Genomic DNA, 14,578 nt, shown 5'->3' on the forward strand with positions numbered 1-14,578 from the left:
ATCCTCTTCAGGCATTTTCCTTTTTGACGTAAAGGCCGATCATCTCGGTCTGTGCCAGAATGTGCCCTTCCATTTTTTTGACGACTTCCGCCTTGGTCGTATTGCCCATATCCGGCAAAACCGTATCCAGTGCATAAAGCTTGAAAAAATAACGGTGCGTACCGATTGGCGGACATGGGCCGCTATATCCGGCAAACTGGCGGTCGTTCGTGCCGATCAGGGTTCCTTTCGGCAAATCCTTGTCCTGTACCGCTTCCGGCAAGGAACCGGCTTCAGGAGGCAGGTTATACAAAACCCAGTGAACCCAGGTCATTTTCGGCGCTGCCGGATCGGGAGCGTCCGGATCGTCGTTGATCAGTACGAGACTTTTGGTTCCTGCCGGGGGCGCAGTCCATTGAAGTGGAGGAGAAATGTTTTTGCCTTCGCAAGTGTATAGCGCGGGCATTTTCGTTTTGTCGGCAAAAACCGGAGAAGTTATTTCAAATGTCATCGGTCAAAATCCTCAAAGTATGATTTGAACGGTATGAATACCGGACACTTCGGTGGCACGATTACTCGACCGGAATACTCCTGATCGTTTCACTTACCGCTTTTGGCAGACGGATCGTCAGAACGCCATTGACATAGCTGGCCTGCGCTTTTTCACTATCTACATTTTTCGGCAGCGTGACGGTTCGTTCGAACGCTCCATAAGCCCGCTCGACAACGTAGAAATTGCTGCTCGGCGTTTCACGCACAGACCGTTTTTCACCACGGATGAACAAGGTATTGCCTATCACCTGAATGGAACAGTTTTCTTTTTCCACTCCCGGCATTTCAACCCGGACGATCAGCTCGGTAGCCGTTTCTTCCAGTTCCACGGCCATGATGCCCCAATGTGGGAAAGCAATTTCCTGATCGGGATAATCGTCACGTTCATAATGAACCAGTGCATTGCTGCAACGGCTCAACAATTCACGCCAGCCGTCGGACAAACTTTCCCAGGCACGATTCAATTCGCGGCCGATATTTTTTCCGGCCTGTTTTAAAGAATCCAGCATAAATCCTCCCTGAATCTGTTGATAGAAAGACATTAACTGCTGCGTTTCAATAATAACGTAAATTTCCGGCAAACCGGTAATTCTTTACTTCTTCTCCGGAGTGTATCCTTCAGCCTGATCGGCGCCTTCTCCGAAAAAGTGGTTTTCCATCTGTTCTTTCAGATATTCGCGCGCTTTGGGATCGGCCAGATTCAGACGGTATTCATTCACCAGCATGGTCTGCAATCTGACCCATGCCTCCCAGGCTTCCTTTGAAACGTTTTCATAGATTTTCTTGCCGAGCTCTCCCGGATAAGGTGGGAAGTCTAACCCTTCGGCTTCCTTATTCAGTTTGATGCATTGAACCATTCTCGCCATGCTGTTCTCCTAAATAATATGCTTTCTTTTTGAGCAGCGAATGCCCGTTAAAGTTTCTTCATCAATACTTGCGACTTGCGTTGCCAGTTGTATATCCTTTGCCGGTCTTTCGGCAGTTCATCCACGCTGGCATAGACGAATCCGCGTCGCAGGAACCAGTGCGCCGTCTGTGTCGTCAAAATGAACAGTGTCTTGAATCCCTGGGCCCGTGCCCGGTTTTCAATGTGGTGCAGGATTCGTTCACCATCTCCTTCACCCTGAATATCCGGATCGACAATCAGGCAAGCCATTTCCGCCATTTTTTCGGCCGGGAAAGGATACAGGGCGGCACATCCGAAAATCACTCCATCATGTTCGATCACGGAGAAATTTTCGATCTCACGCTCGAGCAATTCCCGTCCGCGTTTGACGAGCGTCCCGTTCTCTTCGTAGGGCTCGATCAATTTTAAAATGGAACCGACGTCCTTGATGGTCGCTTCGCGCAAACTTTCGACATTTTCGTATGTCACCATCGTTCCGATACCGTCATGCGTGAACAATTCCTGCAAAACGGCTCCGTTCATCGCAAATGGAACGATATGGGCACGCGGCGTTCCGCCGATGCAGGCTTTTGCGGAATAACGCAGGTAATCTGCAGCTTCTTCTGAAAGATGACCGGTTTTGAGAATTCCCTCGACCTGATGGGAGGTCACTTCGCGCACTTCATTTCCATTGATGTCTTTTATGATCGGTGTTTCCGTCATGAATATCAGCTTGTGTGCATGCAGGGCCAGTGCAGCCGACACGGCAACGTCTTCCATTCGCACATTGAACGCCTCGCCCGTCGGCGAATAGCCCAATGGGGACAGGAGGATCAGATCACCCTGTGCCAGAATCGGATGGATACTGTCGTATGCTATCTTGCGCACTTTCCCTGTCCATTTCAGGTCGATCCCGTCCAGAATACCCAAGGGTGTCGCCGTCACGAAATTACCCGACACAATCCGTATTTCCGCATGGGCCATCGGGGTGTTGGGAAGGCCCTGACTGAACGCCGCCTCGATATCCATCCTGAGCTCACCGGCCGCTTCCTTGGCGCACTCCAGCGCTTCGGGATCCGTTATGCGGCTGCCGTTATAGTAATGGCTTTTCACATGACGCAATTCCAGCTGTTCCTCAACCTGCGGGCGCGAACCGTGTACCAGAACGACCTTGATGCCCAGCGCATGTAACAATGACAAGTCGTGTGCCAGCACGGGAAGCGCCCCCGCCTTGACCAGCTCGCCAGGGAAAGCGACGACAAACGTCTGGCCACGAAACGAATGGATATAAGGAGCGACGGAACGAAGCCACTCGACGAATTGTTCTTCCATATCGGAATCACCCAAAAATTGATTGAACGTCCGGCGAGTTCCTCTGGCGGACGGTTTTCATTAAAAAAGCCATTATGAGACATTAAAACATCTTTACGATTATAATGCGCAGCGACATGAGTGCTTCTGAATCTTTATCCAAAAAACCACGTTTGACTGCGCATCCGCAACCTGAAAAGGCGGAAAAACCACGCAATCCGCTTCCTGCAATTACCTATCCGGAAGAACTGCCTGTTTCTGCAAAACGCGATGATATTGCACGCGCGATACAAAACCATCAGGTCATCGTGGTTTGCGGCGAAACCGGTTCAGGCAAAACGACACAGCTTCCCAAAATCTGTCTGGAACTGGGTCGTGGTCAAAACGGGTTGATCGGCCATACACAACCCCGCCGGATTGCCGCCAGTTCGACGGCGGGCCGCATTGCCCGTGAACTGAATTCGCCTACGGGTGAAATTGTCGGCTACAAAATCCGTTTTACCGACAAGTTACAGACAGGCGCTTCCGTCAAACTGATGACAGACGGTATTTTGCTGGCGGAAACGCAAAACGATCGCCTGCTGAAACAGTACGACACGATCATTATCGATGAAGCGCATGAACGTAGCCTGAACATCGATTTCCTGCTCGGCTATCTGAAACAGCTCTTGCCGAAAAGGCCCGACCTGAAAATCATCATCACGTCCGCCACCATCGATGCCGAACGTTTTGCAAAACATTTCACGATCGGTGACAAGACCGTTCCGATCATCGAAGTGTCCGGCCGGCTTTATCCTGTCGAAATCCGCTATCGGCCCATCATCGATGACAAGCCATCCGAAACGTCAGAAAAAAACAGGAACGATCCAAGGCAAAGCCGTGACCTGATGGATGCGATTGTCGATGCCGTCGACGAACTCTTTCGGACTGGATCGGGCGACACACTCGTTTTCCTGCCCGGTGAGCGGGAAATCCGCGACGCGGCGGAAATCCTGAGAAAACATCATCCGGCCCATGTGCAGATTCTGCCGCTCTACGCTCGCCTGTCTGCGCAGGAACAGGAACGGATTTTCAAACCGGGCAATGGCAGGCGAATCATTCTGGCGACCAACGTCGCTGAAACGTCTCTGACCGTTCCGGGCATCCGCTTTGTCATCGATACCGGACTTGCCCGCGTCAAACGTTACAGCTACCGGAACAAGGTCGAGCAGCTGCATATCGAATCCATCGCACAAGCCGCCGCAAACCAGCGTGCAGGTCGTTGCGGTCGTGTCGCTTCCGGCATTTGCATCCGGCTTTACGATGAACAGGATTACCTGCAACGGCAGCCTTATACGACGCCTGAAATCCTGCGTTCGTCACTCGCCTCCGTCATCCTCAGGATGAAGTCGTTAAAGCTGGGCGACATTGAAACCTTTCCTTTTCTGGAACCGCCGTTAAAACGCGCGATTGCTGACGGTTACCAGCTTTTGCAGGAACTGGGAGCGCTCGACGATATGAACCGGATGACGCCGGTCGGACGTGAGCTGGCCCAATTGCCGCTCGATCCGCGTATCGGCAGAATGATTCTGGCTGCGCGTGACCATCAATGCCTGAAGGAAACACTGATCATTTCGGCTGCCCTGTCCATTCAGGACCCGCGCGACAGGCCTATTGAAGCGCAGGAAGCGGCCGATAACGCCCATAAAAAATTCGTCGATGTTCGTTCCGAATTCCTGAGCCACCTGAAAATATGGAAATGGTTCGAAGACGCTGTTGAAAACAAGAAATCGAACCGTCTGTTAAACGAGAACTGCCGTGCCAACTTTCTTTCGCATCTCCGGTTGCGCGAGTGGCGGGACATTCACTCGCAGCTTTTGACGATCGTTCGCGAACGGGGCTGGCGACTGAATGAAACAGATGCCACATATGAGCAACTACATCTGGCCCTTCTGACCGGACTTTTGGGAAATATCGGGTGTAAAAGCGAAGATTCATCGGTTTTTCTCGGCGCTCGCGGGATTCGTTTTCAGATCTGGCCCGGTTCTGCATTAGCCCGCAAGAACGGCCGCTGGATTATGGCAGCCGAACTTGTCGATACCAGCCGTCTCTACGCCCGCTGCATCGCGCAGATCCAGCCGGAATGGCTGGAAAAAGTCGGCAGCCACTTATTGAAAAAATCATGGGGCGATGCCCACTGGGAAAAGAAACCGGCACAGGTTACGGCATTCGAACGTGCAACCCTTTATGGACTTGTCGTTTACAGTCACCGGCGCGTTCATTACGGGCATATCAATCCAAAAGAAGCACGCGACATCTTTATTCGCGAAGCATTGGTAAACGGGGATTTCGAGAGCAAGGCGCCTTTTTACCTGCACAACCAGAAACTGATGCGCGAAATCGAAAATCTGGAACACAAATCCCGAAGAACAGACGTGCTGGTAGACGACAGCCTGATTGCCGCCTTCTACGACAAGCATATTCCTGAAACGGTTTTCAACGGTTTTTCCTTTGAAAAATGGCTCAAGGAGGCCACACGGGAAAATCCCAAACTGCTGTTTCTGGATCGTGATGACCTGATGCGCCATGAGGCAGCCGGGATCACGACCGAGCTTTTCCCCAAAACGTTTTCTCACTCGGGTATCGACATGACTCTGAACTATCATTTCGAGCCCGGCAATCCCCGTGACGGAATTACCCTGAACATTCCCATCTATGCACTGAACCAGCTCGACGCCCAGCGTTGCGAGTGGCTGGTTTTAGGCATGCTGAAGGAAAAAACCCAGTTGCTGATCAAGTCGCTCCCGCAAAGAATCCGCCGGAATTGCGTCCCCTTGCCGGAATATTCAGCCGGATTTGTCGATCGTATCCTTGAAAAAAACGCTTTCGGTTCCGGTCCATTGGTCGAGGCGCTTATTGAAGACATCCGTTCGGAAACGAACGCTGTTGCAAAAACGGACGACTTCAGACTGGAAACCTTGCCCTCCCATCTTTTCATGAATTTCCGGGTAGTCGATGAACATGGAAGAATGCTGGAAATGTCCAGAAACCTTTCCGCTCTTCAGGCAGAGTTCAGTCATGAAGCCCGTTCGTCTTTCCAGCAACTGGCTGAAAAACAGGCTCACCGGATTTCAGAAAAGAATCCAAAGGAAACGCCTTCTCCAGCAGCGTTCGCCAGCGCCGGAACAATGGACAAGCCTCCTGAAAGAATCACGACATGGAACTTTGAACCATTACCTGAACTGCTTGAAATTACCCGGGGCAAACAGACGCTCTTCGGGTATCCTGCTCTGGTTGATAAAGAAACACATTGTGAAATCGAGGTTTTCGATGAACCCGCACTGGCAAAACAAATGCACCATGCGGGCTTGCGTCGTCTCTTTACCCTGCAACTGAAAGACCAGCTCAAATTCCTGTCCAAAAATATCAGCGGCCTGACCCAGATGGGAATGCAGTTCATCAAACTCGGTTCACAGGAAGAATTACGGGACCAGCTCCTGCAGGCGGCAGTCGATTCCACTTTCATGGTGTCTCCGTTACCGAAGACGCAAACCGAATTCGAGAAACGGAAAAATGAAGGAAAAGCCCGTCTGGGTCTGATCGCGAATGAAATCGCCCGGCTGGCATCCCAGATCCTTTCCGAGTACCAGAATCTTCAAAAGAAACTGCCTGCGATCCGCGCGCATGAACAAACGCTGGAAGATATCAACCAGCAGGTCAGCCAGCTGGTCACCAAACGTTTCATCACCGAAAACGATCTGGAAAGGCTGAAACATTTCCCCCGTTATCTGAAAGCCTGCAATGTCCGTATCGACAAATGCCGAAACGAACCGCAAAAAGACAAGGCGCTCATGGGTAGCTGGCAGCAGGTTGCGACACCTTACCAGCGTGCGCTTCGGGATTCAAAACAGTCCAAAGCCCGGTTTGACCCGAAAATGCTGGAATATCGCTGGCTTCTGGAAGAGTTGAGAGTATCCCTTTTCGCGCAGGAGTTACGCACTCCTTTCCCGGTTTCAGTCAAGCGGCTGCAAAAAGTCTGGGATACCCTGCAAAGATAGAGAAAACGTCGTTTACAATTCGTAGTCAGAGCCTTCACCGGCCAAAGCCTTTTCGACCAGCTTGCGATTCAGGTTGGGCGAAATCATTTCGATGAAAGCATAGATGTAACTGCGCAGATAAGCGTTTTTCCGGATAAGGATACTGGAACGGCCGGTACCGAACAAATGGCCAACCGGTATTGACCGCAGATTTTTGTCCCGCTCCGCGTCGAATGCCGTTCCGACAATAATACCGACGCCAAGCCCCAGTTCGACATAGGTCTTGATAACATCGGCATCGATCACTTCAAGCAGAATGTCCGCCTTGATATTGCGTTGTTCGAAAACGCTTTCGATCCGGTTTCTGCCGTGAAAAACCCTGTCATACGTAATCAGGGGATATTTTGCGATTTCATCCAGAGTCAGCATCCTGGAATCGTTCAAGGGATGGTCCGGTTTGACGACCAGATGATATTCCCATTGATGGCACGGCAAGGTGACAAGGCCTTCTATTTCAGGGACACTGGCCGTCACGACAGCCAGGTTGGCCTGATCGAGCAATACCATTTCGGCGATATCTTCCACCTTCCGCTGCAATAGCGACAGGCGGACTTTAGGGTATTTCTGCATGAATGCCGGGATGATCTTGGGCAGGAAATAACGTGCCTGTGTATGTGATGCCGCAATAGTCAGGCTACCGGCATCCTGAGCGGCATACTCCTTGCCGATCCGTTTTAAGTCGTCGATTTCCTGCATGATCAGTTCGATCGAATTCAGGATCATTCTGCCGGGTTCGGTCAGGCCGCGAATACGTTTTCCATGACGGCGAAAAATATCAACCCCCAGTTCGTCCTCCAGCTCGATAATCGCTTTGGACACACCGGGTTGCGAAGTAAACAGGGCTTTTGCGGCATCGGTCAAATTGAAATTCTGTCTGACTGCTTCCCGCACAAAACGTAATTGGTGCAAATTCATTGTATTTCTCGTTATATTCAGTCGCGTCTATGATCGCGGCATTTTTTTGCCCGCAGTGAATTTTAAAGCATTCTGAAAGTTCGTGCTGACACAGGAAAAGCTAGTGCCTTTCCACCCACCAAAGCGCGATAACGGCCGACAGAAAGAACAGTGCACTTGGAATGACAGCTGTTAAAAATGGGGGCCATGTGTTCAATAATCCGACATGGGAAAACAAATTGTTGATCAGGATAAATGCCACACCGATCATGATACCTGAAAATATTTTCAGGCTGACCCCTCCTGACCGGAAATGCAGATAGGCAAATGGCAATGCCAGTGCCATCATAACAAATACGGAAAATGGATAAATGATCTTTTTCCAGAAAGCCATCTGATAACTGGTCGCATCCTGCTTGTTTTCAACAAGATGTTGATTGTAAATGGCCAATTCATAAGCGGACATCTTGTTGGCATCGACGGAAATGACAGACAGAATATCCGGCGTAATATCCGATACCATGATGAGAGAATCCAGTTTTTTTGTATTCAGACTGGGAGCGGAATCAGGAAATTTTTTATTTTTTGTATTGGCTGCCGTCAAATGCGATTCGACAACTTCATTCAGTTGCCATTCATGATTTCCAAGATAACGGGCATTTTTTGCAGATACTGTCTTGGTCAATTCAAGATTGTCGTTGAATTCGTATAAACGGATCTGCTCAAGTGTTCCATCGGGCTGCATTTTTTTGACGTTCATGAAGCGGGACCCGATCACCGGGCCATCGATTCCATCTTTGCGAATGGTGTCTTTACTCCACATACCTGTCCGGAATCCATCACCGACGGCGCGACCGATCAGGTTATTCCTGAATTCAGTGGCAACCCGCGCCGAAACCGGTGTTATGACTTCTCCGACCAGAAAGGTGAACACCAGAAAAACAAGACCGACCTTTGCCAGCATCCAGCAGGCGTCCAGCGTTGAAAGTGACGAAACCCGCATGATTGTATATTCGGAATTGGATGCAAACATGGCGAGGGCGTAAATCGTTCCGATCAAAACGGCAAATGGCATCAATTCATATATATAACCCGGGAAACCCAGAAGAATATAAATCAGGACATGCTGAAGCTGATAGCCTCCACGACCGACTGAAGACAATTCTCCGATCAGATCGAAAAAAGCAAACAATCCCAGAAATGCAAACAGGACAAACAGGACAGATCTGAGGATCTGTGACAGAAAATAACGTTGCAGGATCTTCATTATTGTTTCTCCTTTCCCTGCAAACGTTTATGTTTCAAGCTCGATAGCAAAACATAGGGATGATATTTACTGTTCACTCCAAGACGCCATGCGAACAATAGAACAATAACAAGCGCAACGATCAGATGTAATGGCCACCATGCCAGGCCGAACATTATCTTTTTCTGAACGACGTAAGCCTGCATGAAACTCAATAGATTGCTGTACGTCATATACAGCAGGACAGCAATAATCAGGTTGAACGAGCGCCCCGCTCGCGGATTGACGAATCCAAGCGGAATACCCAGCAATATCAGCAGGATCGCCATGAACGGCAAGCCTATTCGCCATAAAAGTTCACCTTGCTTATGACTGTTAATATCGGTCATTAGCTCCATTGTCGTCATGGATCGGGCAGAAACATTTGTTCCGGACATATCCGCCTTGGACGCAATATAGGCGGTATATTTATCGAAATCCATTATCCGGAAGCCGGACTGATCCGGCGTTTCTTCATATCGGATTCCATCATCCAGAACAATGAATTTTTCGCCCTTTTCATTCGTTTCGACAGTTCCTTCCTTGGATACGACCGTCGTGATGTTGCCGTTTCTTGTCGAATTGATGAACACGTTTTTGACCTTGTTCAGATCATCCGACATTTTTTCAACAAAAAAGACTCGCTGTGCGGCAGCGGATTCCTGGAATTTTCCCGGAGAGATTCTTGCAATGTCTTCCCGTTTTTCAAAACGTTCCCTGAATTCGGCGCTTTGTCGATACGCCCAGGGAGTTGCAAAAAACCCCAGAAGGGAAACCAGAACGACAATCGGAATGGCAAATTCGATGACCGGACGCAACCATCTGGTCAGACTCAAGCCTGACGCAAACCAGACGACCATCTCGGAATCCTGATAACTTCTGGTTACGACGAGCAAAACCGAGACAAAACCGGTCAATATGAGTATGATCGGCAGGTAATTCAACGATGTGAAGCCTAAAAGTGCAAGGACGTCATCCGATGCAACTCTTCCCTTGGCTGCCTGTCCCAATATACGAATCAGCATCATCGTAATGGTAATCGTGAACAAAGTCATAAATACGCCAGCAGCTGTACTTATCAGTTCACGTTTTAGCGCTCGTTGAAAGATCATGAGAAGTTAAAAATGATACGTGGAGGATTAAACAATGGACTTTAGCATAAAATCGGCAGACTCAAAAAACTCTCTCGCCACAATTAAAACCGACTGTATCCTTGTTGGCGTATACGAAGACAAAAAGCTGACTTCCGAAGCTGCCGAACTCGATAATCAGGGCATCATCAGCAACGCGCTCAAAAACGGCGATATCGACGGCAAACCGGGTTCCTCCCTTTTGCTGAGGGAACCGGCGACAACCGGTTCCCGAAGAATATTATTGGTCGGGCTTGGGAAAAAACCGGAAATCAGTGAAAAGGATTTTCGCCAGTCTATTGACGCCGCCATCAAATCGCTTTCGCAGACAACGGTCGCCCATTTACTGATCGCCCTGCCGCTGAACAATGTCTCTGGTCGCGACGTCTCATGGTCCATTTACAGTGTCCTGTCTGCGTTTCATGCTTTGCTTTACCGTAGTGATGCACTGAAAAGCCAGAAAGGCCCTTCTTCCAAAATTCAAAAAGTTGCATTTTGCATTCCTTCCTCTGAAGTGACCAATGCAAAAAAAGCGCTGGCACAGGCAAAGGCGATCACGGACGGCATGAGCCTGACGCAAGATCTCGGAAATTTGCCTGCCAATATCTGTACGCCGACCTATCTGGCCAAACAGGCAAGAAACCTTGCCAGAAAATACAAATTTGATATCGAAGTTCTCGACAAAAAACAGATCGAAGCCCTGAAAATGGGCAGTTTTCTGTCTGTTGCCAAGGGCAGCGATGAACCGCCAAAATTCATTGTGTTAAAGCATATGAACGGAAAATCGAAAGAAGCCCCTGTCGTTCTGGTTGGCAAGGGCATTACATTCGACTCGGGCGGCATTTCCTTGAAACCGGGTGCCTCAATGGATGAAATGAAATTCGACATGTGCGGGGCTGCATCCGTTCTGGGTATATTCAAGGCGATTGGCGAATTGAACCTGAAACAAAACATCATCGGCATCATCCCTGCCTGTGAAAACATGCCGTCTGGACGTGCCAACAAGCCCGGCGACATTGTCACTTCCATGTCGGGCCAGACCATTGAAATCCTGAATACCGATGCGGAAGGGCGCCTGATTTTGTGTGACGCCTTGACGTATGCCGAGAAATTTCATCCGGAAACCGTTATCGATATCGCCACACTGACTGGTTCATGTATTGTCGCTCTTGGACATTACAACAGTGGCCTGTTTACCCGTCTGGACGAAGCCCATGACAAACTCGCCAATGATCTCATTGCCGCAGCCAAAAGCAGTAACGACCCCGTCTGGCGTATGCCGATCGAAGACGCATATCAGGAACAGCTGAAATCGAATTTCGCCGATATGGCCAATATCGGCGGACAACCGGCCGGATGTGTGACAGCAGCCTGTTTTCTGGAGCGTTTCACGAAAAAATATACCTGGGCTCATCTGGACATTGCCGGAACTGCATGGAAAAGCGGAACAGCAAAGGGAGCGACCGGCAGGCCGGTTCCCCTGCTTTGCACCTGGCTGATCAACCGGGAAAAATAATAAACGGCGCAAAAAAATACGGCTTCAGTAAATCTCTGAAGCCGTTATCTTTTTTTAACAAATCCTGCAATTTAAATGGACAGTAACTCCATCCATATTGATAACTTCTGATGAGGAATATTATTCTTCAACCGTGGTTTCAGTTACAGTTTTTGTTTTCTTGACAGTTGCTTTTTTCTTGCCTTGTTTGGCTTTAGTGGTTTTTGCCTTGGCAGGTGCCGCTTTCGAACCACGCATTTCAATATCCTGGGCCTGTTTCATGACAGCCTGGGCTGCAGCAGGATCAGTCGTTTCGACAATTTCAGAAGGTGGATAGTATGTCGCAGCAAATGCTACACCTACGAAAGCCGACAACATTGCAAACAAAATCGAATGAGATAATTTCTTCATCATGAGCTCCAAAAAGATTGATACACATTATTTGTGCCTTAGTGACACAATAGGGTCAGAATAAGAAAACAAGCTCAGGGTAATCTTGATTCTACGCAAGAAAATCGCAACATCATTGCTACAAACCTCTAAACTGGGCGCAAGTTTTGAAAACATCCAGTGATGGTGTGACATTTTTCTGACGGCACCATTTTGCAGTCAGTTTCAACAGCTCTTTAATGTCCCGTCCGGAAATATTTTTGAAATGACTGACGAGTTCATCAACGAGCTCGTCTTCCAGGGAAAATTCGAACTGTTTCGACAATACATTCCATATCTGTCTTGCTTCATTCGTTCCCGGCATAACGTAACGGATAGTCGCAATACATCGTGACGCAATTGCGTCATCCACGTCTTCAACCCGGTTTGTCGTCAAAAACAACAATCCGTGGAAATATTCCAGTGTGCGCAAAAATGAAGCCACAACGGCATTGTGATCAATATCGTTGCCACGGCGTCTGATATAGACGTCCGCCTCATCGATCAGCATGACCGCCCCCCAACGCTGGGCACGTTTCAATACTTTTTCCAGATTTTTCTCTACGTTTTCGGATGCAACCCCCAACTGTCCGGAATGCACCCTGTACAGAGGCCTTCCAACGACTTCCGAATACACTTCAGCCGTCAGGGTCTTGCCCAGACCGGGTGCGCCTTTACACAGTATCGTCGTGCCGCCGGATTTTCCGGCAACGATATCGTCCATCAGTACATCCATATCCTGCGTCAGAATATCGATCAGATCACGATGTTCCTCCGGCAGGATCAGTTTTTCACGCAAACTGGCGTCATATTGATATTCAGTCAGATTATCGACATGAATCCACATGTTTGTATGGGTTTCAAGATTGAAACACAAAACCTGCGGATGAACCGGAATCTCGTTATAGTTCAGGCCAAAACTTTGCCAGAACGGTGAATCCGTCCTTGTGAAAAAACGCCGGTGAATCAGACCTTCATCATTAATGACACGACTTGGTACATCGAAAAGAACGCGTTCCGGGAAATGGGTCCGTTCTTCCAGATCGACTTCCATTCCGCTGCCAGTTGCCCAGAACTGCTTGTTCATTTGAGGCATGATTTGGCCAAAAGTTTCCATCGACTTCAGATAGGCTTCTTTCAGTTCCGGTTTTTCTTTCATGTACCCTTTGGTAGCAAGGACATCCGCAATTCTCTTGTACTGGACATCCTCGGCAAAGAAATAGGATATTCGGGACGACGGTCTGATCAAATCGTCTTTGCGGGTGGGAATACTGTTCGCTGTCATATACACAGCGACACACGGCGGAGCATTGGACGCTTCCTGAAATGCGATGTCTGTCACGAGCCAGGGCAAATGTTCTCCATTGTCGCCAATCGTGTAAAGCCAGCCGTCGATTGAATCCTGTCTGATATATTCGCCCATAGCCTGAGCCAGCACAACCAGATCGGAAATCTCTATATTGGCCGGATCTCTTGAAGCTTCCCGCAAACCGGTAATCGTCCCGGCCATGGAGCGATCACCTGCCTCTTTCAATTTTTCGAGTACCCAATCCTGAGCGGCTTCATCGAGCTCATTATAAAAAATGGATATTTCATCATCCCCGCGCAACAAGAGGTAGGCAGGTATATTTCGGGCCCATTCGGCTTCTGCAAAAAATTCTTTTGCCTCTTTGGCAATGGAAGCGGAAATAGTTATGCAGACACCACGAGAAGCTTCATAGTTCATTCAAATACTCCAGGTCGCGAGAGTTTATGACAGGAAAAAAATATTCCATAAGACTAAACCAATTTTAGCAAGTCTGCCGGTCAAAACTTCATGTTCCGGCCAATAAAATTCCGTTTTTTCTCTTTGGGTCTTCCTCCCCAGGAAAAAGTTATCCGGTTTTGCTTATATCCGGCAAAAATTGCCCTATGAAAATTTTGGAACTCCCGATTCATTTTCTCACTCTAATGACGGACCTGATATTTACTTTTAAAGAGGGATATATGAAAAAGATTACATCGTGGCTATTGTTGGCAGCTATTTCTTTGGGTTTTATTTCAATGGCTCATGCACAAAATTACAATAGTGCGCCAGAGGTTGTTTCAACGCTCTATTCAATCAACAAAGCCCAGATTGAAACTGCACAAATTGCAAAAAACAAAACCATTAACGATTCTGTTTTGAAATTTGCAAACAAAATGATCAATGACCATAAAAATGCCCAGACAAAACTTGATCAGATTGCGAAAAGCAATAATATTAACAAGATTTCCAGTGCCGATGCCCGTACCATTCGTGGAGAAGCCCGCAAGGCGATGCGTTCCATGAAAAAGGTCAATGGGATAACGTTCGATCAGACCTATATGGATTACACCATTAACTCCCATAAAAAGGCACTGAATGTCATTAATGATTATATCCTGCCGAGAGTTCAAAATGCCGAACTGAAAAACTATACTCTTGCAATGAGACAAAACATTATGAATCATTTGCAGGAAGCACAGCAGATCCGGATGAATATTCAATAAATAAATTAATGATCCAATCACCCGATAATT

At 48.4% G+C, this 14,578-nt stretch carries 12 protein-coding genes; 3 read left to right on the forward strand and 9 right to left on the reverse strand.

The features are described 5' to 3' along the window. Positions 1 to 7: 7 nt before the first annotated feature. From BRW83_RS11065 to argA, 4 genes are all read right to left on the reverse strand, one after another. The gene (locus BRW83_RS11065) at positions 8 to 490 is read right to left on the reverse strand and encodes a YbhB/YbcL family Raf kinase inhibitor-like protein (protein ID WP_005879335.1); all 483 of its coding nucleotides are present in this window, start codon (positions 488 to 490) and stop codon (positions 8 to 10) included. 61 nt (positions 491 to 551) lie between these two features. Further along, positions 552 to 1,040, reverse strand: a complete 489-nt coding sequence (locus BRW83_RS11070; protein WP_036603403.1) for an Hsp20/alpha crystallin family protein — start codon at positions 1,038 to 1,040, stop codon at positions 552 to 554. 84 nt (positions 1,041 to 1,124) lie between these two features. Continuing rightward, positions 1,125 to 1,397 (reverse strand): oxidative damage protection protein, encoded by a 273-nt coding sequence (locus tag BRW83_RS11075; protein WP_005879332.1) that lies wholly within the window; start codon positions 1,395 to 1,397, stop codon positions 1,125 to 1,127. A gap of 47 nt (positions 1,398 to 1,444) precedes the next feature. After that, a complete protein-coding gene (gene argA, locus BRW83_RS11080) occupies positions 1,445 to 2,749 on the reverse strand; it encodes an amino-acid N-acetyltransferase (RefSeq protein ID WP_036603401.1) in 1,305 nt (434 codons plus the stop codon). 116 nt (positions 2,750 to 2,865) lie between these two features. Between argA and hrpA the strand changes: the two genes are divergently transcribed. Further along, positions 2,866 to 6,765 (forward strand): ATP-dependent RNA helicase HrpA, encoded by a 3,900-nt coding sequence (gene hrpA, locus BRW83_RS11085; RefSeq protein WP_231284447.1) that lies wholly within the window; start codon positions 2,866 to 2,868, stop codon positions 6,763 to 6,765. Positions 6,766 to 6,777: 12 nt separating this feature from the next. Here hrpA and BRW83_RS11090 read toward each other — a convergent pair whose 3' ends face one another. The 3 genes from BRW83_RS11090 to lptF form a co-directional block, all read right to left on the reverse strand. Next, positions 6,778 to 7,719 carry a CysB family HTH-type transcriptional regulator gene (locus BRW83_RS11090; protein WP_005879326.1) on the reverse strand — a complete coding sequence of 314 codons (942 nt, stop codon included), beginning with the start codon at positions 7,717 to 7,719 and terminating at the stop codon, positions 6,778 to 6,780. Positions 7,720 to 7,819: 100 nt separating this feature from the next. After that, entirely contained in the window at positions 7,820 to 8,965 is a 1,146-nt protein-coding gene (gene lptG / locus BRW83_RS11095) for an LPS export ABC transporter permease LptG (RefSeq protein WP_005879323.1), read from the reverse strand. Then, complete coding sequence (lptF, locus tag BRW83_RS11100) at positions 8,965 to 10,095, reverse strand: LPS export ABC transporter permease LptF (protein WP_036602443.1); 1,131 nt, start codon at positions 10,093 to 10,095, stop codon at positions 8,965 to 8,967. The genes lptG and lptF overlap by 1 nt, the downstream gene beginning before the upstream one ends. Before the next feature lie 34 nt (positions 10,096 to 10,129). On the opposite strand from lptF, the gene BRW83_RS11105 reads away from it, so the two are divergent. After that, positions 10,130 to 11,629, forward strand: coding sequence for a leucyl aminopeptidase (locus BRW83_RS11105; protein ID WP_005879319.1), 1,500 nt, complete (start codon positions 10,130 to 10,132; stop codon positions 11,627 to 11,629). A gap of 120 nt (positions 11,630 to 11,749) precedes the next feature. Here BRW83_RS11105 and BRW83_RS11110 read toward each other — a convergent pair whose 3' ends face one another. Next, entirely contained in the window at positions 11,750 to 12,022 is a 273-nt protein-coding gene (locus BRW83_RS11110) for a hypothetical protein (protein ID WP_005879318.1), read from the reverse strand. Positions 12,023 to 12,137: 115 nt separating this feature from the next. Continuing rightward, complete coding sequence (locus BRW83_RS11115; protein WP_005879316.1) at positions 12,138 to 13,763, reverse strand: AAA family ATPase; 1,626 nt, start codon at positions 13,761 to 13,763, stop codon at positions 12,138 to 12,140. 185 nt (positions 13,764 to 13,948) lie between these two features. Here BRW83_RS11115 and BRW83_RS11120 point away from each other — a divergent pair, with 185 nt between their 5' ends. Then, positions 13,949 to 14,548, forward strand: a complete 600-nt coding sequence (locus BRW83_RS11120) for a DUF4142 domain-containing protein (protein WP_005879314.1) — start codon at positions 13,949 to 13,951, stop codon at positions 14,546 to 14,548. Positions 14,549 to 14,578: the final 30 nt, after the last annotated feature.

The sequence above is a fragment of the Oxalobacter formigenes genome, from assembly GCF_002127965.1.
Taxonomy (GTDB): Bacteria; Pseudomonadota; Gammaproteobacteria; order Burkholderiales; family Burkholderiaceae_D; genus Oxalobacter; species Oxalobacter formigenes.